This window comes from Symmachiella macrocystis (assembly GCF_007860075.1).
GTDB classification, from domain to species: Bacteria; Planctomycetota; Planctomycetia; order Planctomycetales; family Planctomycetaceae; genus Symmachiella; species Symmachiella macrocystis.
In genome coordinates this window covers 722,668-746,929 of the sequence record NZ_SJPP01000003.1, presented here as the reverse complement: position 1 = coordinate 746,929, position 24,262 = coordinate 722,668, and the positions used below count along the sequence as shown (strand labels likewise).

Here is a 24,262-nt window from a genome sequence, read left to right as displayed (position 1 = left end):
GATTGTTATTTCGCATCATCAGGCGGCGGGTCGATGCGGTAGGTTTTCCCTCGCAAGTTGATCAACACCGGCTCTCGAAATGCCAGGTATTTGCCCAGTTCCTTGCCGTGCGTCGCTGCCAAATCGAAGTATTCGTTACTAAACTGCACGATCCGCTTCGCTTGTTTTTCCTGTTCGGCCGTGACTGTGGAATCCCGCCACAGATCGTCGCGTTGGAAAAACGTCTTTTGACCGATGTTGCGGACGGTTTCCGCTGCCTCTGCCGACTCGCTATCGGATGCGTCACCTGTGGGCAAAGCTCGTCCCGCTCCGCGTCTCTCGGCAGAACGCGGCAAATTGCCGCCAATCCCGCCACCAATCCCGCCACCAATCCCGCCGCCTCCACCAAACCCGCCGCCACCGCCAATCCCACCTCTCTGCTGTAGTTCAGGAAGCCGGTTGGCTGTTTTTAGCGCGGCCTTGCCGCGGCGACCGTAGAAGGCGTCACTTCCCGATACTCTGCGGCGAAATTTCAAATCGATATTGTCCTCTGCTCGCTGAGCATTCTGGCGATGCTGCATCAAGTCGGTTTCCTCATCTGCTAGAAACGATGTGTAGGGGGTCAATATGCCGTGCTTGATGGAGAGGGCGACCAGTTCGTCGACCAGTTCTTTGTTCTGACCATTGAGGTCCAAGTCGTCCAGTATTTCACCGATCCGCCGCACTGCCCACAGCTTTTCGACGAAGCCGTTCGTTTCGTCTCCCGAGTGTTCCACCAGTGAGGCATCGAATTCAAAACTGCGTGGCTCCGCACCGACTTTGCCCGTCAGTTTGACCTTGGTTGCGCCGCTTTTGCGATAGCGTCCGACCCAGATGAGTTGTTCGCCGCGAAACAAATCGTTCAACTCCTGCGGGTAGGTCCGGGCGATGGGGGGTGCTGCTGTCGGATCGGGTTTTGCTTCGAATAAAAATTCAATAGCCAGATCGGTCAGCACTGGCGAGGCGATGCGGTTGTACAGCGTGGCGACCTGGGCTTCGATGTCTTCGTTGGGACGCACATAAATCGATTGTCCGCGCTGTTCACGTGACAGTCGATCCAACAGGCGGCTATTGACGTCGAATCCGACGCCGAAATTGAACAGCCGAGCGCGAACGGTGTTGGCCGCTTGGGCTCGTGCAGCGATTTTCACATCGTTTTGCTCGCCGACCGTCGGCAGTCCATCGGTCAAAAACAAGACATAGTTTGGGCGGTCAGCATCGCTGAGCATCTCCAGCGATTTTTGCAGTGCCCCGTCAATATTTGTACTGCCGCCGGCATAAAGCCCATCGACAAAACCACGGGCTTGCGCAATCGTCGCTTCGTCCGCCCGCTGCAATTCCGGTCGGAAGGCATCGACTTTGGAATCGTAGGCGACAATATTGAACAGGTCCTCGGGGCCGAGTCGATCCAGGACGAATCGCAAAGCCTTGCGAACCTGTTCAAATTTTTGTCCGCTCATGCTGCCGGATCGATCCACCACGAACACCACCGTCTTGGGGACCGCTTGGGCCTCGGCGGCGGCGATTTCCGGCGCAGCCAATAGCAAAAAGTAACCGTCCTGAGATTTGTCGGGGCGATAACTGAGCACGTTCATACCGACCGGCCCGCTCTCGGTGCCGAACAATAGACGAAAATCGTCCGCTGCGGCGACGTCGGACAGCGTGGTTTTGCAAATCGCCCGCTTGGATTCGGGACGCTCGATATTCACATCGTGCGAAGGGCTGTAGATGGTTTTGATGCCCTCGTTCGCATGCACGCGGACTGTGAGATTCAATTGTTTGATTGGTTTGGTCGAGTGCTTGGAGTTGCCCAAGGGCAATGAGAAGTCGACCAGCCCATCGCTTTTTTTGAGCAATTGCGAATAGCGGATCTCGACTTTGCGCTGGGCATTAGGCGGGACGGGAAACACGCTCGTGCGAAACAATCCGCGCCCCATATATTCCAGCAAAGCGGGGTCTTGGCTGCGGCGGACGATATCTTCATAGATCCGCCGCGCTTCGTCCTTGGGTAACAATCGCCCGGGTAATTCTTTCCCGTCGACAATCAACGTCAATCCACTGATCGTTGCCTCATCGGGCAGCGGAAAAAAGAGAGTCGCTTGTAAGGTGCGGCTGCTTTTGTTGGCGAAAACTTGCGAGACCTGAACCTCAGCCGCCTGATCGCGGATGTCGGCTTGGATGTCGACCGATTTGATCTCGTAGTCCTGCCGAATCGGCCGCGGACTGGGGCGGGCAATCCGATCGCGTTCGGGATTAATCACAATCACTTGGGCATCTGCGCTGGTTGAGGCGAACAGACAAATCAGGCTGGCGATAAACGGGAGACTACGGTAGCGCAACATGCTTCACCTCCGTGAGCGGATTGGGAGTACGTGCTGAAGTGATGTGACCAGCAACTTCGAGAAGTGAGACGATGATTCGTATGAAACAGTTCCACAAAAATCTAGTAAGCCATCGGAAATGACAGGCAAACCTCGCATTGATTCGATCGTCCTTCTGGACTTAGCAAGGTTTGCGAAGAATTTAAGTTCCAAAGTTTCTTTGAGGACGACTAGACATCTGCTCAAATTCTGCGCACATACTGTTTTCACTGAGAGCGGCAGTAAAAACAGTTTGATGAGTTAGAGAAAACGAGCGCCGGTTTCTTCATGCTGAAACCAGTGTATCTGTGGGATGAATATTGAAGTAGGCCAAAACTCATGGCGGAACGCCGTACCGCGGCACGTCATTTGCGGACTTTGGTCTACCGTCTACGATGGAGCCGACAACTGTGAGTGAGTCAACAGAAGAGATAGTCACCTTATTCGGAGTGATATGCCTCGGATTGATGCTGGGACGTATTACCTGGCGTGGGATTTCGCTGGGAACCTCCGGCGTCGTGTTCGTCGCGTTAGCGGCTGGGCACTTGGGGTACGCTGTCCCACAGACCGCGGGCACCGTGGGGATTGTGTTATTCGTCTATTGCCTGGGGATCGGTGCCGGTCCGAGCTTTCTCGGCATGTTTTTACAGCGAGGACGGTCGCTAATCATACTGGCTGTCTGCATGATCATTTCAGCGGGCCTGATTGCCTGGGGCGTCGCGGAAATGCTGGGGCTCAGTCCGGGACTGGCTGCGGGATTATTTGCTGGGGCACTCACCAGTACGCCGGCGCTCGCCGCTGCCTCCGAACGACTTCCGTTGGACACAGAGGTGGCCGTGGGCTTCGGCATCGCCTATCCGTTTGGCGTTGTGGGAGTCGTGTTGTTCATCAACATCCTGCCGCGGTTACTGTCCGATCGATCCAGTTCCACGCATGGTACCAATGGCAACACACCGCTGGACCGCTCCATTACGCGCGTGCTCGTGGATGTGACCAATCCAAACGTTGCTGGCAAACGATCACGCGATCTCGCTATTTTTGCCAAGGCCAATTGTCAAATCTCGCGAGTTATGGTGAATGATAAACTGCAGCCCCCACCTGCGTCGTTTCAATTGGAAACGGGACAGCGGATTCTCGTCGTGGGGGCCAAGTGCCACATCCCCGAAGTCGTGGAAGTGTTGGGGCAGGAGTGCCAAGATGTGGAATATGTGTTGGATGTCGAACGGCAACACCGCCGCGTCGTCGTCACTTCGAAAAACGTCATTGGCCAATCGTTAAAACAACTGCATTTGCTATCGAAATTTGGTGTGACCATTTCCCGGATCACTCGGCAGGACGTTGAATTTGTTCCCAGTCCTTCGGAAATCCTACAATCTGGCGATGCCTTGACCGCTGTGGGAGAGTTGAGCGGACTGGAACAGTTTGTCGAATTCGCGGGGCATCGCGAGCGAACATTGGAAGAGACCGATCTGATCAGCCTTCTATTGGGATTGACCTTGGGGATCTTTGTTGGGCATGTGAATTTTGAATTGGGCACACTTTCCGTTTCCCTCGGATTGGCCGGAGGGCCGTTGCTTGTCGGATTGGTGTTAGGGCACATGGGGCACATCGGGCCGATTGCGGGATGGATGCCTCGCGCTGCTCGGTTTCTGCTCTCAGAAATTGGGTTGTCGCTATTCCTCGCTCAGGCCGGTGCGCAAGCTGGCGGCCAGTTATTCTCCGTGATCCAGCGATACGGAGTCGTTTTGCCGTTGGGGGCGGTGATCATTGTGATCGTTCCCCTCGCAGTGGGCGTTCTGCTGGCTAAATATGTATGCCGCCTCGGACGACTGGAAGCGGCAGGGGGGATCTGCGGAGCAATGACGTCGACCCCCGGTTTGGGCGCGGTCACGTCGATGGTCGATTCCAGTATCCCTTCAACCAGCTACGCCGCCGTCTATCCGCTGGCGCTGATCCTGATGACGATTCTGGCGCCGCTGCTGATTTCTCAGCTTTAAGAGAACAGGAAGTTCAGCAGTCGACCGGTCAATGGATCCAAAAGCTGCCGAAGCCGAAATGAACGGCAGTCAGGGCGTTACGCAATCAGGGCATCGAGTTTTTGCATGATCTCGGCCAAAACGGGCACGTCCGAATCAGGGCGGGTTGGGCTGCCGGGGCAAGTGTTATCGCAGGGGATCCAACCTCGCAATTTCAAAAATTGTGCCGCCGAATGCTTGTAAGCGGGGCTGGGATCACGGAAGGCAAACATTCCCAGATACTGCAGCCAATCGTTGAGTTCATAAAACCGCGCGTCTCCCGCCAACCAATAGGCGTCGCGGCGGGCGAAATAATCGGGGCCAAATGTGCTTAAGCCCAGCAGGTAATCGCTGCCGTACATCACCATATCGATTGCCAGATCGTTGCCGGTGTAGACTTTGAAGTCAGGCCGTAATTCGTCGCGCAATTTGAGGCGTTGCCATTCCGGTTCACGGCGAAACGAGGAATGCTTGGCTCCCACGCATTGGGGAATTTTTAACAGCGCCGCATAGGTTTCGAGATCGTAAGTCTTCCCGAACGGCAGCAGATCCTCGGTCAGTTCGAAGGCCAGAAAACGGTCGCAACTGGCGGCGAGTTGTTCATAGGCGGCGACGATCTCCGCCGGGGCTTGGCCGGTGAGTCCATAGGATTGAAAAATCACCGGCATGCCGCCGTGTTGCTGAATCAGCTCCATTTGCCGCAGGTATTCATCCGCGCACCACGCAGCGCCTGGCTCATCGGCGGAGTAAGCTCCGGCGCAAAACGGCGCGCCGTGCAGGACTTCTCGTGTGATTTCCAGTACGCGGAGCTTCGTCGGTTCGTCGATCAGATTTAGGAACCCGGTGTCCATATTGACCGCGGGCATCAATCCAGTTTCCGCTGTGCGGAGAATGTGCGCTTGCAGCGCGGTCCAGTCGACTTCGCCCGCTTCGGTGAACGGCAGCAAGATTGCGGAGATTCCGGTCAGCTTCCGCTGCGGTCGAATCATTTCAGACGGACGAAAATCGGGCGACATGGAACGACGTTTCCTTCTTCAATGAGACGAACCCGTGGGAGATTGGGGGACAGACTTTGCGCGCCGGTGTTCTGCTACGAAGTGGCAGGGCAACCTAGTCGTCAGCGTCATCGATCGCGACGACTTCGTATTCCGCTGTCCCTTTGGGAAGCGGGACTTCGACTTTGTCGCCCGGTTTTTTCCCCATGAGCGCGGTTGCCAACGGACTACTAGTGAGGATTTTCATAATCTCACCGGTATAGTCGTCTTCGCCGGGGCCGACGAATTCGTACTTTTCTTCCATGTCGTCGGAAAGGTCTTTGATTGTCACCACCGAGCCGAACGTGACGATCCCCTTGGGCAATTTGCTTTTATCAACGATATAGGAATCGGCGAGTTTTGTGCGCAGTTGATTGATCTTGGCCTGCAGGAGCCCTTGGGCTTCCCGCTGCGCATGGTACTCCGCGTTTTCACTCAAATCCCCTTCGGCGCGGGCTTCGGCGATTTTTTCGGCAATGAAAGGCATTTCTTCCTCTTCCATACGCCGAACATCCTCGCGGATTTTGTCAAAACCCTCACGCGAAATCGGTTGTTTCTCCATAACAATTACTCACTGCAAGATACGAAATTTTGCCGGCGCGGTCGGCGATGCCACCGCCTCCGACTCCAGGCCGCACGACTCGCAGTCATTGTGCGAGTTCACGGCGCAAAAACATGTGTGATAGATAGCAAACTGCCCAAGGAGCAATTGTTCCTTGGGCAGCGGGATTTTCAAATTGTGTCAATTCAATCGCAGATGCGACGAACGGGTATTTTGGCGAATCGCGTACGAAAATGCTAGGGCAGTCTACTGCCGGTGAAAAAACCGGTGTGTAGCGATGTTTGCCCCCGTTAAAATAAGGGGGAAAAACTACGCGTTTTCGCCGGTGGACCCCCATTATTAAGGCACTGCCACCCGTCGGTCAAGATCGTCGACTCAATCTTGGGGACGCCGCAGTTGAGAAAAGCTAATTCCATTCGCCGGTCGGGAAAATTTTGAGTCGCGCGGTTTCACAATCCTCGAAGTCATTCCCGTGATGGCGTCCGATGGTAGGCAATCGGTCGTCAGATGAATGCGTTTGTTGCGTGTCGAACGCAGCGACAACGAGGGCCCATCCTCGAGAAATCCGTCGACCGGTAGACAGGCTAAGATGGCGCGAAACAGATCTTCCGGGAGCGAAGCGGTGTCAGCGTTTGCCCCGTCGGTCGCTGGAAATGCCGCACGCATGCCGGCGATTAGCAGGGTCCAAGTCGCGTGATAAGTGGCGTGTGTTTGATTTTGGAAATAATCAATACCGAACTCGTGGGCACGACGCGCATCGCACGCGTAGTCGACGACCTCGTCGCGCAGTACCATCTCAGCCAGCAGCAAATCGTTCCAGCGTTCGAGTTTGCGCCGCGTACGGTCCGTGGCGGCGATGCGTCGGACGTCCTTATCGTTTGCGGCGCCGTCGACCAATAACCGCAAGGCCCGTTGCCGGACCTTCAATTGCAGGACCAAAATGTTGCGGGCCAAGGCGCCATAACCGCATGTTGGGTAAAGCCGGTCCCGTGCAGCCAACACACCGCTCCAGACGCGCGTCAACATTTCCGTCGCAAACACCTCCTCGATCAGCGGTGCCAAACGGTCCCACAATGGTTCGCTTGGATGCGCATTGATTCCAGAAGTCGTTTCGTCATCGATGCAGGCATCGATCCGCTGCAGTTCGTCGATCAGTCGGCTTCGCGTTGCCTGCCAACAGACCTGCAATTGCGCGTCGCCGAGCGGTTGCGGTGATTCGATGAACGAACGACTTTGCGCGGCGATCATTGCCGCGAATTCGGTGATTTGGTGAATACTCAAGGTTGATTCGCTTCATCTGTAAAGTTGTTTCTAAACCCTTCGACGCGTCCCGCTGACGCAGATCGGCACGTTACATGAACGATCACAACTGGGTTTCAAAACTGGTTTTAGTCAATGGGAGCATAATGCGTGTCTGAACGGAGCGCTCAAAGAACAGCGATCCGCTGTATCAAATTGCAAACCGCATGCCAACGGAGTCGAACAGCTGATTTTCAGTGTTTACAGCCGCTCGCAGTATGGTTCGTGAGGGTTTTACCGATTCCCCTTCGCATCCATGTTGCCGTTTAACCACAGGGTGTGTTGCCAAAATCCCTCAAACCTACAGTGGAATTCGAAGCGGATCGCTTGCGTCCCGGCAGCAGACGTTCAAGAATCGGGGAACGTTCCCCCCATTGTTTCCAACGCTGAAAATTCTATGCCTACACAGAACGACGATTCGTCTCACCCCCTACGCACCGTGTTGTTGTGCGGTTTAGTCCTTGTCATTTTGCTGGGCATTGGCTGGTGGGTCTTCTTCAAGCAGCCGGCCGCCCTCCAGATAGCCCAACCACCAGCCGTGCCCGGTGTCAACGAGGCTTTAACCGATGCCGGCAGGTTGGAGTTGTGGCAAGACAAAGAGCGGGGAGTGGGATTGCTCGAAAACCACAAATACGCCAGCGCCATTGAGCCGCTGTCGCAGCTATCCGCCGCTCTACCGAACGATCCGCTCGGGCCGCGGGATTCGGTGATTGCGCTGTTGTTGGCCATGGAAACCAACCCAGCGACTGCCGACGCAGCCCGAGCCGCCGTAGCAGAGCTAGAAAACGTACAACCCGATGCGGTCGCGACCTCAATCTTGGCGGCAAAGGTGTTGGCACAAAGCGGCGATGCGGCGGCTGCTATCGGGCGGTTGCAACAGGCGACGCAGTCTTCGCCCCAGGAACTGACCCTCTGGTTTGAATTGGGGCAACTGCAGCGCGATTCCCCCAAGCCTGATGTGCGCCGCCAAGCGACGGCGTCGTTTCAACGCGCGTTTGAATTGGCCCCTGACAATCTAGCCGTGTTGTGGAACCTCCTGCAAAGCCAAGCGGATAGCCAACAGGCCGACGTTGTGGAAACCATGCGCTCGGCCCGCCCGTTGGTAGAACCCATTGCCCCACAGGCGACTGAAGCGGGTGTGGATTTGTTGCGCGAGATTGACGATGCGCTGCGAGCAGCGGACGTCGGGCGCACAGACGATTTGTATCAGCATGCGTTCATCGTGGCGAATGTGATCAAGGCGCACCCCTTCGCGCGTCGCGACGGATTGCGGGCTTCGCCCCATCCATTGGCGTACGTCTTGCAGGACTTCACGCCTGAGTTTTACGCGAATTGGACAAAGCCGCAGCCCGCCATGGACGACCCCGGCGACGAAACGCGGATCGTTGTCAATTTCGCCGAATCACCCGCGCTGCCGCAATTGCCGTTGCAGGCCGCTGTCGTCGATTTTGTGGTGGCGGACTTCGATTTGGATGAGCGGAGCGATCTGATCGTGCTGCTCGAAAACCGCATCGAAGTTTATGCAGGTGGTACCCAAGCGGCACCCTGGACGAAAATCTGTGAGACACCGGTGCCGCCCGGCATGCAGCATCTACTCACGGCGGATCTCGATGAAGATGTGACCGTTGATGCGACACCGGAAACGGTCCGTTGTCACAATACGGATCTCGATGTGGTGGTCTATGGCACTTCCGGCGCGGTGATTTTTGAGAATGTGCTGGACAGCACCACGAAACTAAGGTCGCTGGTGAGTATCGAGCAGACACAGGTATTCGCGCAAACTAAGAATATTTCCGCAGCTGTGCTGTTTGATGTCGATCACGACGCGCTATTGGACTTGGTCCTTGCAGGCGACGCGGGAATCCAAGTTTGGCAAAATCGAAGCGGGCTCAAGTTTCAGTTGTTACAGACGCTGGGCGTCGATGAGGAAACCCCGCTTCCGCAGGCAATGGCGGCTGTCGATTGGGATCGCGACATTGATGTCGATGTGATTATGGCCGGTGAAAAATCACCCGCAGTGGAGATCTTGCGGAATCATCGTCACGGACGTTTTTCGCGGGAATCACTGGGGGAAGAGTTTTCTCAAGTTTCGCCGGCCGTGGCCCTTGCCGTCTTAGACGCCGATGGGAATGGATCGTGGGACATTGTGACAGCCGGAACTAGCGGGGTGACCTTGATTCGCACAGCCACGCTCGACGCGGGTGTCGTGCGGGAAATCGGAGTGACTCAGATCTCTCAAACAGCGGCCGACGGTGTGTTGGTTTGGGATTACGACAACGATGGCCGGTCCGACTTGTTGGCGTGGAATCGGCAAGGCTTGGAGATCTTTCGCGGCGAGGGCAGTGGCGAATTTTTATTGGAAGAGGAGATCATTGAAACTCCACTCACCGAAATCCGTCAATGCCGTGTGGATGATGTCAATGCGGACGGTGATCTGGATTTGCTGATCGCCACGTCGCAGGGCATCGCCATTTATGACAACCAAGGGGGCAACCAAAACCACTGGTTGAACATTCGTCTCTTGGCTGAACAGGAAAAGGGCGGGGCGTCGCCCGATCCCGGGGGGCGGGTGAATTATCACGGTATCGGCAGTTTGTTGGAGTTGCGGCGCGGTGATCAATACATCCCGCAAATTGTCAGCGGCCAGGTCACGCACTTTGGCCTCGGTCCGCAACCGCAGGTCGAACGGGTACGGATTGTGTGGGCCAACGGTTTTCCACAGAACATTATGGCCCCCGAGGCGGATGCGCATATTTGTGACCAGAAATTATTGCTTGGATCTTGCCCGTATCTGTACACGTGGAATGGTGAAGAGTTTGTGTTTGCCACCGACCTATGCTGGGCGGCGCCGTTGGGTTTGAAGTTCGCCGACGACGTTTATGCCCCGTCGCGCGCGTGGGAGTATCTGAAGGTAGACGGTGATCAACTGCAGCCGCGCGACGGCAGTTATCAATTGCAGGTCACTGAGGAATTGTGGGAGGCGGCCTATTTCGATCGCATCAGCTTGATTGCCATCGATCATCCCGCGGATGTTGATGTCTTCACCAACGAAAAAGTCGGTCCCGCTTCGATGGCTGAACACAAGATTCATACTGTCCGCAACCCACGCTCACCGGTCGCTGCTCACGACAAGCGGGGCCACGATCTACTGTCCGACTTGAGTGTTATCGACGGTCACTTTGCCAAACCGTTTGAGCAGCGAATCAAGCAAGGGCTTGTGGAAGACCATTATCTGGAACTTGATTTGGGGGACCTTAGCGGGGCGAAGCAGATCATGTTGTACTTGACCGGCTGGGTTTATCCGACCGATACGTCGCTGAATATTCGCTTGTCACGCAATGACCAATTGCCTTCGCCGCAATCCCCGTCTTTGTGGGTTCCGGATGCAGAGGGAACATGGCAGCAAACGATGCCGTATACCGGATTCCCCGGCGGGAAAACGAAAACGATTGCCATCAATATTTCAGACGCGTTTTTGACTGACGACTTTCGCCTGCGGTTAGCCACTAATATGGAATTCTATTGGGATGCTGTGTTCGTCACGACGGATGAACCGCCAGCGGAGATACGGACAACAGAGCTAACGCTGCAATCGGCCGACTTGCACTATCGTGGGTATTCGGAAATCGAACATCCGACCGGTTACGGTCCGGATCGTTATCTTTATGGGCGACTCCAAAAAGATTTTTCTTGGCCCCCGATGCGCGGGCATTTTACGCGGTACGGCGATGTGAGCGAATTGTTAACCGCCACCGACGACCGCATGGCAATCATCGGTAGCGGGGATGAAATGACATTGAAATTTGCGCTCCCCCCAAACGCGCCACCGTTGGGTTGGAAGCGTGATTTTGTGATGCACAACGTCGGCTGGGACAAGGATGCCAATCTGAATACCGCTTTTGGACAAGACGTCGCGCCGCTACCGTTTAACGCCATGAGCGGCTATCCTTATCCGGACGATGAGAGGTATCCCTTAACGCCGGCAAATCGCGCCTACTTGTTGAAATACCAAACCCGCGTCCAGGACTGGAACCAGTTTTGGCGAGTCGTACCCGGCATCTCGCCGCGTTAAGCTAAATCTGCATTCCCCCATTCCCCTCGTTCCCAAACTCCGTTTGGGAACGCAACCACTGCAAAGCTCCGCTTCGCTCGATGATCAACAAATATCCCGCCGCATTGAGTAATACCTCCGAAGCGGAACTTCGGTGAAATGGGTTCCCCAGCAGTGTTTGGGAACCAGAAATCTCACGACCCCAACGAGGCTCCACGATGCCCGCTCGTCAAATTTATATTTCCGGAGAATTGGTTCCCGAGTCCGAAGCCAAGATTTCGATCTTCGACAGCGCCGTCATGTTGGGAGATACGGTCACCGAATCGACGCGAACCTTTCGCCATCAGCCGTTCAAGTTGGAGCAACACATTGATCGGTTGTACAAGTCACTGAAAGTCACCCGCATCGACCCGGGCCATTCGCCGGCGGAAATGCTGCAAATTTCACGCGACGTGTTGGAGGCGAATCTTCCGTTGTTGGGGCCGGAGGATGATTGCTGGCTGGTGCACAATATTTCACGGGGCATATCGGTCGCCGGCGCCGATCCCACCAAACAGGTTTCCCCGGCGACGATCATGATCTTCACGTCGTTTTTGGATCTGCGTGATTGGGCCGAATTTTACTCCACTGGGTGCCATGCGGTCACCGCTATGAGTCGGGCGGTCCCCGCGCAAGCACTCGACCCCCGCATCAAAAACCGCAGTCGCATGGCCTATACCCTGGCCGAAGCAGAGGTCAAACTCGTTGACCCGGCGGCACAGGGGATCTTGTTAGATATTCACGGCAACGTGGCGGAGAATAAAGGGGCGAATGTTTTTCTTGTCAGCGAGGGAGAGATCCGCACACCCACAACCGCCAACGCCCTGGCCGGCATCAGCCGCTCGACGATATTTGAATTGGCGAAAACCAGCGGGATTCCCATTCGCGAAATGGATCTGCAAACCTACGACCTCTACACCGCCGATGAAATTTTCTTTACCAGCACCCCGTATTGCATTATGCCGGCTACAAAATTCAACGGCTTGGTTGTTGGAGATGGAGCCGTGGGGCCGATCACGCAGCAGTTGCTTGCTGCTTGGAGTGAGTTGGTGGGGATGGATATTGTTGGGCAGGGGCGGCAGCAATTAGTAGGCAGTAGGCAGTAGGCAGTAGGCAGTAGGCGGTGGTTAGTGGGTGGGGTGGATGGTTCCTTGGGGGGTGAAGAGGTGGGCTTTGGGTAGGTTGGGTTTTAGGGTGACTTTTTGGTTGCGCTGAGGGGCTTGATGTGTTTGGTCGCGGAGAATGAATTCTTGCTTGCCGGCTTTTAGATAGATTAGGCTTTCGCCGCCGAGCGGTTGGATGTCTTCGACGGTGGCTGGGAATGTCGCGGTGTTGATGTCGTTGTTGACGATGCTCAAGTGTTCGGGTCTCAGGCCTAAAGTCACCGGTTGCTGATCAAGGGCCGCCCATTGATCCGTGGTGTTCCTCGGTAAGGGCAGCGTGATGTCGCCGCTGTGGAATGAAACCCTTTCCGCAGTGACGTGCAATTCGCCATCCCAAAAATTCATTGATGGCGTTCCCAGGAATCCAGCGACGAAACGATTGGCGGGGTGGTCGTATAATTCCAACGGCGGGCCGATTTGTTGGACCTGGCCCTCGTTCATCACTACGATGCGGTCTCCCAAAGTCATCGCTTCGACTTGGTCGTGCGTGACATAGACAATTGTCGCCTCCAACCTTCGGTGTAGATCTGCCAATTCGCGGCGCATTTCTGTTCGTCGACGTGCATCAAGATTGCTGAGCGGTTCGTCGAATAAAAACACCGCCGGCTGTCGGACGATGGCGCGCCCCACAGCGACGCGCTGCCGTTGACCTCCGGAAAGTTCTCGCGGCTTGCGCTGCATTAACTCCTCAATTCCTAACAGGGCGGCGGTCTGTTGGATTCGCTCGGCGATTTGCATTTTGGGCAGCTTGCGGAGTTTGAGACCGAATGCCAAATTCTGTTGGACGGTCATGTGCGGGTAGAGCGCGTAGTTTTGAAAAACCATCGCCACGTCGCGGTCTTTGGGCGGGACGTTGTTCACCGGTCTTCCGCCAATGCAAATCGTGCCGTCTGTGACCTCTTCCAGTCCGGCGATCATCCGCAATAACGTCGATTTCCCACAGCCTGAGGGACCAACCAGTACCAGGAATTCTCGGTCGGCAACGGTCAATGACACATCCACCACGGCGGGGATGTTCCCGTCGTAGGTCTTCGAAACGTGCTGCAGGTCGACTTCCGCCACGGGGGAATGCACCGTCGTTAATTGGGGGGAGGCTAGGTGGCGTCGATCTTAGAGGAGTGTCAATGGGTGGTCAAATGGCAGCGTGAGGAAAACGGAGCGGATCGATCCCTCCACAATAGACAATGCCACTGACGGAATCGGCCCGTCAGTGGCATTGGCGTGTCTACGCGATGGTCACTAGGCGTCCAATTAATCGGCGAGGAACTCTTCGACGATTTGCTGCAAGCGATCCGCTTCGGCAGCCAGTCCATCAGCGGCGGCCAGCATGTCTCCGGAAGCCTTACCGGACTCATCGGCGGCCTGTGAAACTCCAGCAATGTTTTGCGTCACTTCGGCGGTCCCGCGGGCTGCTTCCGAAACATTCCGGGAAATTTCGTTGGTGGCAGCGGTCTGTTCTTCGACCGCACCGGCGATTGTCGTTGAGATCTCGTTGATCTGGCCAATGATCTCGCCAATGGTCCCGATTGCGTTCACGGCTACGTTTGTGGAACCTTGGATCGCTTCGATCTTCTGGCTGATTTCTTCAGTAGCCTTTGCGGTTTGCCGTGCGAGTTCTTTCACTTCGTTGGCGACGACAGCAAAGCCTTTGCCAGCCTCGCCGGCCCGCGCGGCTTCGATTGTCGCGTTGAGAGCCAAAAGATTCGTCTGCTGGGCGATGGACGTGATAACCTTGATCACCTTGCCGATCTCGGTGCTGGATTCGCCGAGTTCTTGGACCGTCGTATTGGCAGAAGCAGCTTCCTGTACGGCCTGATGGGAGATCTTTGAAGCATCTTGGACGTGTCGTGAGATCTCGCTGATCGAGGCTGTCAATTGCTCGGCTGCAGAGGAGACCGTCTCTACGTTACGCGTCGCTTCTTCGCTGGCAGCGGCGACAACTTGCGATTGTCGTGCCGTTTGCTCTGAAGTGGCGGCCATGTTCTTGGCACCGTCTTGCAACTCCGATGCTGATGCGGAAACGACTTTGACCACTTCGGCGACATTCGATCCCATATTTTCTTGGGCCGTGATGATTGACCAAGTGATCATGGGGCCGATGTACTGGTTGTCCTTGTCATAGATTGCGGAGACCAACAGATCCAATGTTTCCTCGCCAAGTTTGATTTTGGCCCGGTGAGGTAGATTGCTGGGATCATCCACGATTCGACGTTGGTGTTCGGGCACTTTGTGGAAGATGTCAATTTTCTGTCCCATTAACTGATCCACCGGCATGGGCAGCAGCTTTTCGACAGACTTGAGCGTTTTCATCGACGCCGGATTGATGTACACCAATTCATAATCGCGATTGGCCAGCGCGACATTGATCGGAATGCTGTCCATCATGTTTTGGACACGCGTCGCTTCTTGTTCCAACCGCAGTTTTTCTGTGATGACCTCCCAGGTCACCATCGGTCCGATATAATCACCGTTGACGTCCCGAACGGCGCTCACCAGCAGGTCCAGAGTCTCGGGGCCAACGTTGATGTTTGCACGGTAGGGCAAATTATCGGGGTTGTTCAAAATTCCCCGTTGATAGGAGGGGTTTTTGTGAAAGATGTCGACCGATTGCCCAATGATGTCTTTGACTTTGACCGGTAGGAAATCTTGCAGCTCCGACAGTTTTTTCATTGACGCCGGATTCATATACGTGATCTCAAGATCCGAGTTTGCCAAAATCACGTTGGTTGGCATTTCCTCCACCATGGATCTCATCCGGGCCATTTCAATTTGCTCGGTGACATCCACGGCAAATTTGATGACCTTGTACGGCTTGCCGTTCGGATCGAGAATTGGATTGTACGAGGCTTGGATCCAAACGACAGTGCCCCCTTTACCAATGCGTTTAAACGTGTCGGTCACATATTCGCCACGGTTCAATTTGCCCCAGAATTGTTGATATTCATTGCTATGACCATAGCCGTCTTCGACGAACATCCTGTGGTGCTGGCCTTGAATTTCGCCCAAGGAGTAACCAAGGGTGTTCAAGAAATTGTCGTTGGCCGTGATGATCGTGCCGTCCAACTCAAATTCAATCACCGCTTGAGATTTACTGATGGCTTCGACTTTAGCAGCCAGTTCTAAAAGCTGTTGCTGGTCTAGGCCCGCATCGGCTTGTGCTTCCGTTGCCATGCGTCCCTCTGTTTGTGCCGTGCTGATCATCGTATTTCTATCTCCAGTGTGGTGACCCGCGGCCGGTGCCGGTTCGGGGGGGATGAATTCTGTTGTTACCGCCGGTGTTCCGGGCAGGGGGGCCGGAGAATTTGCTTTATCAGAAAATTGTGTATCATTCTCAGCAGTCGTGAGGGCGTTGGAGTTGTACTCGACGGTTGTTTCTGAAACCGCTACCGCTACCGACGCTGCCTGCTTAGTCAGTTGCGTGCGCGCGCCTTGTTGCATCAATTCAGTGATTGTTGCCAATGCCTCGCGCCATGCGTCTTCGTATTCGCTGTTCCAAAATTCAGAACCCAAGACCTCAGCGAACACCGATATGAGTGTCTCTGTGACCGCCAAATAGTCATGCTCGGACAAATCATATGCGGCATGTCGCTCGCCCAACCGGGTTACGAATTCGACCAGTCCGGTCTCATCGTCGAGTTGGCGAATGATTGCCGAGAGCGCTGCAATGAGTTTCTGTTGCTGGTCGGCAAAATCGGTACTGCCAAAGCGAATGATTTGCTCGGGATAATCCAGAAACAGTTGGCTATAAAAACGGTCCGCCAAATAGTCGGCACGGGGCGCGACCGCCTGGAAGGATCTTTTCAGGGCTGGTGCGTTAAGAGCCAATGCGGATCCATTAGAAAAAGCGAATTGTTGGCGATAAGTCTCCGCCACCGGGCCCTCGGTGGTTGAGAATGGGAGGAAGCACTTCGATTTCGTCGCGGATTGGAATCAACTATTCTCTGGATTCCAGCGAGGAGGAATTATTCACTCGCGATTCCGCAATGACTGCGTCGTTGGGATGTCGATTGGCTTTACCGTCGCGGTCATCTGTTTCGGGTAATCCCCTAAGCAGTAGAACACTAAGATAGTCAATCGGATGAACGATCGTTGGCCTTGAGTCGACTTGAACTTCTCTAGTTAAGCGACATGCGATCTAAGCATTTCCCCTCAGACTGCTTTGCGCAATCGGAGCATTGTGCCGTACCCGCATCGTAGAAATCGTGGCTAGTATTCCAGATTTCCTGAAGTTCGCCGGAAGGAACGGGCGCCGCTTCGTCAAATACGGCGCGGATCTTCATCTTCAAACGGATGCAGCGCGCGCAGGCCAGCAGCCTTGGGAAGTGCATCAAGCGCCAGTGCAGCGAGGCGGAAGTCGTCGGCGGTCGTGATCTTAAAATTCAGCGACGATCCGGCAACCATCGAAATCGGCTTTCCGAGCTGTTCTACCAACTGGGCTTCGTCGGTCGGTTCCAGCGTCCCCTGTTTCGCATAGGCCGCCTCCAGCCAGTCACGCCGAAAGACTTGCGGCGTTTGCGCTTCCCACAGCGATTCTCGTGACACCGTCTCCGCGATCCGTTCGTCGGCTACTTTTTTCAAGGTGCTGGCGACCGGCACGCCCAACAGGGCAGCACCGGTTTCGGCGGCTTTGGCGAAGACTTGATCCACCCACTGTTTGGTGAGCAGTGGTCGCGCCGCATCATGGACAGCGACGTACTCGACCTCAGGTTTGACGATGGCCAGGCCATTTTTGACGGACGCGGCGCGGCTGTCTCCCCCCGGAACAATATCCACATTCATGAATGCCAGATTCGCGGTATACTTTTCTTTGAACCATTCCATGTCATCCGGCGAGACGACGACGATGGTTTGCAGCACGTCGTCACGATTGGTGAAATGCTCAGCGGACCGCAGCCAAACCGCGCGCCCCTTCAGATCGGCGAACGGCTTTTTGCGTTGTTGATGTTGAAACCGGGAACTTTGCCCGGCCGCCGGCAAGATGACTGCGAATGTTGCCATGACACTTCTCTTTTCGCCAAACGATCCGAATATCTCGTCGGAAATCTCTCAGTATTTATTCGCTGTAAGATCGATGTGCCGAACTTATCCGCGAACGCAATATTCTTCTAACGGGATCGTCCTCCGACGGACATTGTCTTGAAATGCGTCCATAACGGGCTTTAAAAAACCCCAGATCCGAAACCATCTTCTTGGGGCGAGTCAGGCTGCGCAGCGTCGGGTTGGCTTGGTTTGGGGGGGGCAGCGGCAGGGGGAGTCTCGGGAGATGTTGGTTCTTTTTCCTGGGACTGTTCCTGTGACGGTGGTGCTGCGGATGCCGATTCAGCTGTGGGTTGTGTTGCCTCGTCAGGCGACGAATTTCCCCGACGTCGTCGGCGTCGGCGGCTGCGTTTTTTGCGAGGTTTCGCAGTTTCGCCAGATGTTTCCGTTGGCGAGACCGATTTCGCATCCGTTGCGGATTGCACTGTCTCAACAACTTCGACAGTGATTTTCTCAGTCACGACTTCGATTTCGATTACCGGCTCAACTGTGTCGACGGATTCTGGAGTAGCTGGCTCGGTGCTGGGCTGCTCAACGATCTCAGCTTCGCTTTTTGCCGTTTCGCTGGCAGTTGGCTCGACCGCAGGGGGGGCTTCCACCGCCGGCTCGTCGCTGACAGCGGTTTGGGCCGTTGTCTCTGCTGAGGACTCGACGATTTCCTCTTCGTCATCGAGGTCGATTTCGATATCGGTGGCGTGCGGAACGGTGAATTCTTTCCAGACCCGTTGTTTTTCCACCAACTGCAGCCAAACCACGTCGGTGCAATGCGGGCAACGTTCGGCGACTCGGTTTCCCGGCATTTTGGCCCGATAATCGCACGTCGGGCATTGCCATTGCCGACGGACGTCGAGGCTAATTTTTAATCCTGGTCCTTTGATCGTACCGCTCCCTGTTCGCCGAAACGATGGTTTTTGAAAACTGCCTCCTGTAAGCATCATCGTGTCTGCGATACAAAAGTTCCAGCCCGGGCTGCCAAATCGGGACCGATTACGAATGTGGATTCCCGCATTGACAGTTCTCAGCTATCCTCCCTAGATTCGCGAATCTTGACCAAACCTATTCCAACACTGCTTTGAGAATTTTGTTGCGAGGAACTGTGGCGTGCACGAACTTTCGGAACTGATCCAGAAAATTGTTGTCGGGTGGGTCGGCGGACTAGAAGACCTTGGTTATTGGGGCATCTTCCTCCTGATGACGGTCGAAAGTTCGTTCATCCCCTTTCCCAGCGAGATTGTGATGATTCCCGCCGGGTACTCCGCTGCCCAAGGCGATCTCAATTTGTGGGGCTGTATCGCAGCGGGCATCGGCGGAAGTATTGCCGGCGCTTTGATCAATTACTTTCTGGCTGTTTCGCTGGGGCGGACGCTATTGCTGAAATTTGGCAAGTATTTCTTTGTTCCACAGGACAAGATGTTGATGGTCGAAGGCTACTTCGCAAAACATGGTCAAATGACGACCTTTGTTTGTCGCTTAATACCCGCAGTACGACAACTCATTAGTATCCCAGCCGGTCTGGCCCGCATGAATTTAGCGCGGTTTTGCTTCTTTACCGGACTGGGAGCCGGGTTGTGGGTCATCATCCTGACGCTCACCGGCTATTACTTTGGCGATGCTGCCATTGAACTGTGGAAAGGTCATAAAACGTTGATCACCGCCGGAATCCTGGTGGCAGTGGTGTTGATGATCGGCTTCTATGTCATTCGCCACCGAATGCGCGTCGCTCGGGCAGCGGCATCTCAAAATCCCGCTTGACGCATGAGAGGCCTTGTGTAACAGTACCGCCCGGTTTGCGACGCGGATTGGGCGGGAGCCTCACCCTCCCGGAAAATCGTTCGGTTTTGATTGAATTTCAACACAGACGGCAAGGATGCGTCAGTGTCTCGGACAATCGGCAATTGGGCTCGACAATGTGTGATGCGCGCAAAGCGGATTCCCGCGCTGCGGCGCTTGTTGATGAACCCACTGGCTGCGACTTTTCTAGCAACAGCGGCCAAATGGTTTCCCCCTGCTGACCCGAACTATGAAAATTGGATCGCTGCGCGGCTCCACCAACGCCGTGACAAGTATGCTCACGCCACTGAACCGGGGTTGCTGTCACTGATCACTCCGGTTTGGAATACCCCGCCGGAGTTTCTTCGCGCGTTGGCGACCAGTGTCTTGGAACAGCCGGACGACCAACCGTTTGAGTGGGTCGTACTCGATAACGGCACAACGCGTCCCGAGACGCTCGAGGTTTTGAGCAATGTGCTTGCCCGCGATCCGCGCGTGCGGTTGTTCCGTTCTGAAACGAACCAGGGCATCATCGCCGGCATGCGGTATTGCCTAGAGCAAGCGACCGGGCGGTATATTGTGGCGGTCGACCACGATGACCGGTTGGATGCCGACTGCCTAAAAATTGTGACGCACCACATCCAGCGACACGATTATCCGCCATTATTATTCAGCGACGAAGACCACATCTGCGGCCAGAACCGACTGCTGCCCTATTTCAAACCGGACTGGGACCCGGTGCTGTTTCTCAATTCCGCTTACACCGCGCACCTGGGGGTGATGGATCGCCGGTTGGCCTTGGAACTCGATGTCTACGGCGACAGCAACACCAATAGTTGCCCCGATTGGGATGCTTTTTTGCGGTTTTCTATGGCGGGGCATGCACCGGTTCATATTCCGGAAATCCTCTACAGTTGGCGGATGCATGCCGGATCGACGTCGGCCAACATGCATAGCAAAAACGACGTCTCCGCTTCCCACTGTGCGATGCTCACCCGCTCTCTGCAAAGTCTCCGCGATGCGGACCGCTATGAAATCATCCCCAGCCCACTGTTCTCCGGAACCCCCGATTGGTGGATTCGCCGCCGACATGTTGACCCGCGTCCTTTGTTGTTGGTCGTGACAACCGCTGACCAACATCGTCCCCCCGCGCTGTCCGCCGCTATTACGGGTGACTATCCGTGTGAAGAAACGATCGCCATACCCCGCGCAGCCGATCCGGTGATATTGCAAGACCGCATCACCCAGGTCGCTGCCGCCGACGGTCTTGTCGCATTCGTGGATGACACTATAGCGATCGACGGTGACGAGTGGGCTTGGGAGCCGCTAGGACTGATGGAACGACATCCCGATATCGGCATGGTCGGCGGACGGATCTTGGATAGTCGGCAGCGAGTGTTGAGAGCGGGGTATTATCGGGGTTGTGGAAATGCCTTCGCTTGTCCCGACGTTGGCCGCAGGGTGGACGATCCGGGATATTTTCATCAGATGTGGAAACAGCGAACCGTCGATGCTGTCTCGCCTCGTTTCTGTGTGTTCGCAGCTGGTTTTCTGGCTGAACTCATCAGCGACACGCAACAACCACGGATGACGCTGGATGAACTCGGCTACGCCGCTGCCAGCCAGGCGGCTTGTAGCGAATGGCGGGTGGTCTACTCTCCATTTTTATCAGCGACGTCATCCGAATCGCACACAGTGGAAATACCGTCATCCATTGAACAACAACTCCCGCCCGGTGAATCGCGGTATTACTCGGCGGCGCTGGACCGTGATGTCAGCCGCGCGTATCAACCGGTGGTTGTGGAAAACGATGAAGTGAAAATCTACGCACGGGAGGCGCTGTGAGCATGGCGTTCTCCAACTCCCTTCAGCGTCCCCCATTGGTTCACCGCGCACGTCGGACGGCGCGTCGCTGGGTTGGTCGGGTACGCGAAAAACTGAGCGAGCGGCGTTTCGTCTATCCACGTTGGTTGGAAGCACACGTGGCTCAGCGGCAAGCACGTTTGAAGGGACATGCGGCCCCTGGACAGTTTTCTTTTCTGACCGGCGTTTACGAAAAAACCCCGCCGCAACTGTTTCAGGAAACGGCCGCCGCTCTCTTCGCGCAGACCTCCTGCGAGTTTGAATGGGTGGTACTGTCGCACGGCGCGATTCCCGAAACCTTACAGCGCGTGATTGCCGACGTCGCTGCCGACCCGCGCGTGCGGCTGATTGAATTGGCTGAGAACCGTGGCATCATTGGCGGTATGCGCGTTTGCCTTGAAGCGGCGACGGGAGACTACGTGATTCCTCTCGACGCGGACGACTTGCTATTTCCCGACGCGGTGCAGGTTTTCGCACAGGCTATTGCCGACCACGATGCGCCGGCGTTTCTGTACAGCGACGAAGACCACGTCGCCGACGGTCGTCCCTTTGCGCCCTTTCAGCGTCCCGCTTGGGACCCGGTGTTGAACCAAGCGGGGTCTTATATCTGGCATCTTTGCGCGTTCGACCGCTTGGTGGCGCTTGATCTGGGGGTGTATAGCGACCCCGGTAGCAACTACTGCCATGACTGGGATTCGGTTTTTCGTTTCGCCCGTGGTGGGCATTCGCCGCAACATGTGGCGGAGATCCTCTATCATTGGCGGACGCACGCCGTATCGCACACCAATCGTCGCCAACCTCATCCCGGTTCGGTGCAATCCCAACGACACGTCTTGGAAACACACATTGCTACGCAACCGCATCCTGAACGTTACGAGGTCCGCCCCTTTCCCTTAGAGCGCGGCGGTAAAGAATGGGCGATTTGTCGTAAGCCGATTGATCCACCGGTGGTCGATTGGATTCATCACACTGCCGCGCACGCAACTCCCCGCGAGGAGATTGGGTTTCCCTTCAATGCTCAGCAAGTCGTCACCAATGAAACTTTTGTGATTCTAGATGCGGCGCGCAACTCACCGGCGGAGTTTGTGGTCATGACTGCCGACAATCTGTTGCCCAGTGAGGAATCAATCTGGGAAGCGATCGGCCTTTTTGAACTTCATACGGATGTCGCGTTGCTATCCGGGCGAATTGTGAATCATGCGGGGATCGTCATTGGTTCTGGAGAAATTCGCGGTGCGGACGACGCCTATGCTTGCCCCGAACGAGGGCGCGATGCTTTGGCACCTGGACCGTTTTCGCTCTGGTTAAAACCACGCAGCGTCGCTGCCGTTGAACCGCGGTTCTGCTTGATCCGGACCGCATTTCTCAATGACCTCGCCGGAGCAGAACCGCCCAATGATATCGCACTTTTCGGCCGTTGGTTGGGTGAAGCCGCACAGGCAAGCGGCTTGCGGGTGGCGACCTCGCCATTGATTTCGGCCAGCCCCTCGACTTAACGTGCGTATGCATTGATTTGGGGAATGACGGTGGAATCAAACTGTTCGCAATATTAGTCCCCGCTGTGGTAACGATGACAGGTTGGTTGCGTTAGTCTTCAGTATCGCGGTCTAACTCGATACCATCGAAGATTGATGCTCTCAATTTTATCTGTCCTTACAGCGTTATAAAATACGATCATGTCCGCCCCCCAATACGACCTGGCCACGATTCAACGCTGGATGCAGTCCGTGATTTCGTATCCCGGCGGGGTGACGGCTGGGGTGGAAACGGCTGCGGCGCAGGAGCAGATTGCGATCACGGCTGCTGAGATCGAACACGTTGTGACCCGTTCGGAAAAACTCGATGCGGTTCACCGTATGGAGGTCTATTCCGGGGCTTACTTCGCGCGATTGCTGGAATGCATGCGGGGCGAATTTCCTGTCACGCAGGCTACGGTCGGGGAGGATTTGTTTGACCAGTTCGTGGTTGGATATTTGAACGCCTACCCTTCACGCAGTTACTCGCTGGGCCACCTCGGTGAAAACTTTGCCAATTACCTCGCCGAGACATCTCCGCGCGACGAAGGACAGATCACGCAATGGGCCGAATTTGTGATCGACTTGGCCCGTTTGGAATGGGCTTTTAACGAGGTGTTTGACGGACCGGGCGCCGAAGAGGATCCGAAACTTTCGCCCGAACAATTACACGAGGTGCCTGCTGCTCAATGGCCCGATGCGAAGCTTGCGGTCGTGCCTTGTTTGCGGTTGATGCAGTTCTCGCATCCGGTGAGCCAGTTCTTTTCCGCCAAGCGCCGCGAAGCGACGACACCGATCCCTGATCCGCAGGCAAGCTTTTTGGCCATCAGTCGTCGCGAGTACATCGTGCGGCGGTTTGATTTGAATCGCGCGCAATACGAGTTGCTGCAATGCATCGTGGCCGGTGAAACCGTGGGCGACGCGATCGCCCAAGCGGCGGAATTCTATGAAGAAGACGTTCAGCAATTCGCCGCGGACCTGGGCGACTGGTTTCGTCAATGGGCAGCGGAGCAGTTCTTCCTGCGAGTCGAATTGCCCTAACTCCACTTGTGGCAGCGACTTTCGGCGGTTGTCGTTGCGCCCGCATATTCGTCAACATTGAAACGTATTGACATTGCTCAACATTGTGTTGTGATGAATAGACAGTTTCAAGATGACAACATTGACGGATGTGGATTGCTGGCATCATGTCGGCAAGTGGGTGAAGGTGATGAAAAATATCAAACAATGGTTGTGCGGCGGATGCTTGGCAGTGGCTTTCACAGTTGCAACCGCGAGCAGTGTGCAGGCTGAGGATTGGATCTTTGCCAAGTCCTATTACAGTCACGCCGACAGTCCGGGGTACCAATACGGGATCGCTCCGAAAGCGAAGTCGGCCTATCGTCGGCCTTATCGCAGTCCCGGCCCGCGGGGCCATATCCGCAGTGGATTTCGCATCAACAACATTCGTATTTGGAATGGCTCGAACGCCGATGTCCAATACGATCGCGAAGTCTGGTATGACGTCCAGCAATAGGACGTTGGCGACAGCCGGCAC

At 55.5% G+C, this 24,262-nt stretch carries 16 protein-coding genes; 8 read left to right on the top strand and 8 right to left on the bottom strand.

Annotated elements, in window-relative coordinates:
* Positions 1 to 5: 5 nt before the first annotated feature.
* Complete coding sequence (locus tag CA54_RS26365; protein WP_146373975.1) at positions 6 to 2,360, bottom strand: VIT domain-containing protein; 2,355 nt, start codon at positions 2,358 to 2,360, stop codon at positions 6 to 8.
* 428 nt (positions 2,361 to 2,788) lie between these two features.
* Between CA54_RS26365 and CA54_RS26360 the strand changes: the two genes are divergently transcribed.
* On the top strand, positions 2,789 to 4,375 hold the full coding sequence (locus CA54_RS26360; protein WP_197532854.1) for an aspartate:alanine exchanger family transporter: 1,587 nt from the start codon (positions 2,789 to 2,791) through the stop codon (positions 4,373 to 4,375).
* Between the two features lie 77 nt (positions 4,376 to 4,452).
* Here CA54_RS26360 and CA54_RS26355 read toward each other — a convergent pair whose 3' ends face one another.
* The 3 genes from CA54_RS26355 to CA54_RS26345 all read right to left on the bottom strand — a co-directional run bounded on the left by CA54_RS26355 (position 4,453) and on the right by CA54_RS26345 (position 7,270).
* Complete coding sequence (locus CA54_RS26355; protein ID WP_146373973.1) at positions 4,453 to 5,409, bottom strand: dihydrodipicolinate synthase family protein; 957 nt, start codon at positions 5,407 to 5,409, stop codon at positions 4,453 to 4,455.
* 94 nt (positions 5,410 to 5,503) lie between these two features.
* A complete protein-coding gene (gene greA, locus CA54_RS26350) occupies positions 5,504 to 5,989 on the bottom strand; it encodes a transcription elongation factor GreA (RefSeq protein WP_146373972.1) in 486 nt (161 codons plus the stop codon).
* Positions 5,990 to 6,364: 375 nt separating this feature from the next.
* Complete coding sequence (locus tag CA54_RS26345) at positions 6,365 to 7,270, bottom strand: hypothetical protein (protein WP_146373971.1); 906 nt, start codon at positions 7,268 to 7,270, stop codon at positions 6,365 to 6,367.
* Between the two features lie 415 nt (positions 7,271 to 7,685).
* Between CA54_RS26345 and CA54_RS26340 the strand changes: the two genes are divergently transcribed.
* Together CA54_RS26340 and CA54_RS26335 are read left to right on the top strand one after the other, a co-directional pair.
* Positions 7,686 to 11,360, top strand: a complete 3,675-nt coding sequence (locus CA54_RS26340) for a CRTAC1 family protein (protein ID WP_197532853.1) — start codon at positions 7,686 to 7,688, stop codon at positions 11,358 to 11,360.
* A 197-nt stretch (positions 11,361 to 11,557) separates the two neighbouring features.
* Positions 11,558 to 12,484 carry an aminotransferase class IV gene (locus tag CA54_RS26335; protein WP_146373969.1) on the top strand — a complete coding sequence of 309 codons (927 nt, stop codon included), beginning with the start codon at positions 11,558 to 11,560 and terminating at the stop codon, positions 12,482 to 12,484.
* A gap of 21 nt (positions 12,485 to 12,505) precedes the next feature.
* Here CA54_RS26335 and CA54_RS26330 read toward each other — a convergent pair whose 3' ends face one another.
* The 4 genes from CA54_RS26330 to CA54_RS26315 all read right to left on the bottom strand — a co-directional run bounded on the left by CA54_RS26330 (position 12,506) and on the right by CA54_RS26315 (position 18,516).
* The gene (locus CA54_RS26330) at positions 12,506 to 13,603 is read right to left on the bottom strand and encodes an ABC transporter ATP-binding protein (protein WP_146373968.1); all 1,098 of its coding nucleotides are present in this window, start codon (positions 13,601 to 13,603) and stop codon (positions 12,506 to 12,508) included.
* A 189-nt stretch (positions 13,604 to 13,792) separates the two neighbouring features.
* Positions 13,793 to 16,414, bottom strand: a complete 2,622-nt coding sequence (locus tag CA54_RS30110) for a methyl-accepting chemotaxis protein (RefSeq protein WP_146373967.1) — start codon at positions 16,412 to 16,414, stop codon at positions 13,793 to 13,795.
* A 384-nt stretch (positions 16,415 to 16,798) separates the two neighbouring features.
* Positions 16,799 to 17,539, bottom strand: a complete 741-nt coding sequence (gene ispD / locus CA54_RS26320; protein WP_146373966.1) for a 2-C-methyl-D-erythritol 4-phosphate cytidylyltransferase — start codon at positions 17,537 to 17,539, stop codon at positions 16,799 to 16,801.
* 161 nt (positions 17,540 to 17,700) lie between these two features.
* Positions 17,701 to 18,516: a hypothetical protein gene (locus tag CA54_RS26315; protein WP_146373965.1), complete on the bottom strand. Its 816-nt coding sequence runs from the start codon at positions 18,514 to 18,516 to the stop codon at positions 17,701 to 17,703.
* A 163-nt stretch (positions 18,517 to 18,679) separates the two neighbouring features.
* Between CA54_RS26315 and CA54_RS26310 the strand changes: the two genes are divergently transcribed.
* From CA54_RS26310 to CA54_RS26290, 5 genes are all read left to right on the top strand, one after another.
* Complete coding sequence (locus CA54_RS26310) at positions 18,680 to 19,330, top strand: DedA family protein (protein WP_197532852.1); 651 nt, start codon at positions 18,680 to 18,682, stop codon at positions 19,328 to 19,330.
* 123 nt (positions 19,331 to 19,453) lie between these two features.
* Positions 19,454 to 21,193, top strand: coding sequence for a glycosyltransferase (locus tag CA54_RS26305; RefSeq protein WP_146373964.1), 1,740 nt, complete (start codon positions 19,454 to 19,456; stop codon positions 21,191 to 21,193).
* A 2-nt stretch (positions 21,194 to 21,195) separates the two neighbouring features.
* Positions 21,196 to 22,707: a glycosyltransferase gene (locus CA54_RS26300; RefSeq protein ID WP_146373963.1), complete on the top strand. Its 1,512-nt coding sequence runs from the start codon at positions 21,196 to 21,198 to the stop codon at positions 22,705 to 22,707.
* Between the two features lie 180 nt (positions 22,708 to 22,887).
* Complete coding sequence (locus CA54_RS26295; RefSeq protein ID WP_146373962.1) at positions 22,888 to 23,766, top strand: HvfC/BufC N-terminal domain-containing protein; 879 nt, start codon at positions 22,888 to 22,890, stop codon at positions 23,764 to 23,766.
* Positions 23,767 to 23,878: 112 nt separating this feature from the next.
* The gene (locus CA54_RS26290; protein WP_146373961.1) at positions 23,879 to 24,241 is read left to right on the top strand and encodes a hypothetical protein; all 363 of its coding nucleotides are present in this window, start codon (positions 23,879 to 23,881) and stop codon (positions 24,239 to 24,241) included.
* Positions 24,242 to 24,262 lie beyond the last annotated feature (21 nt).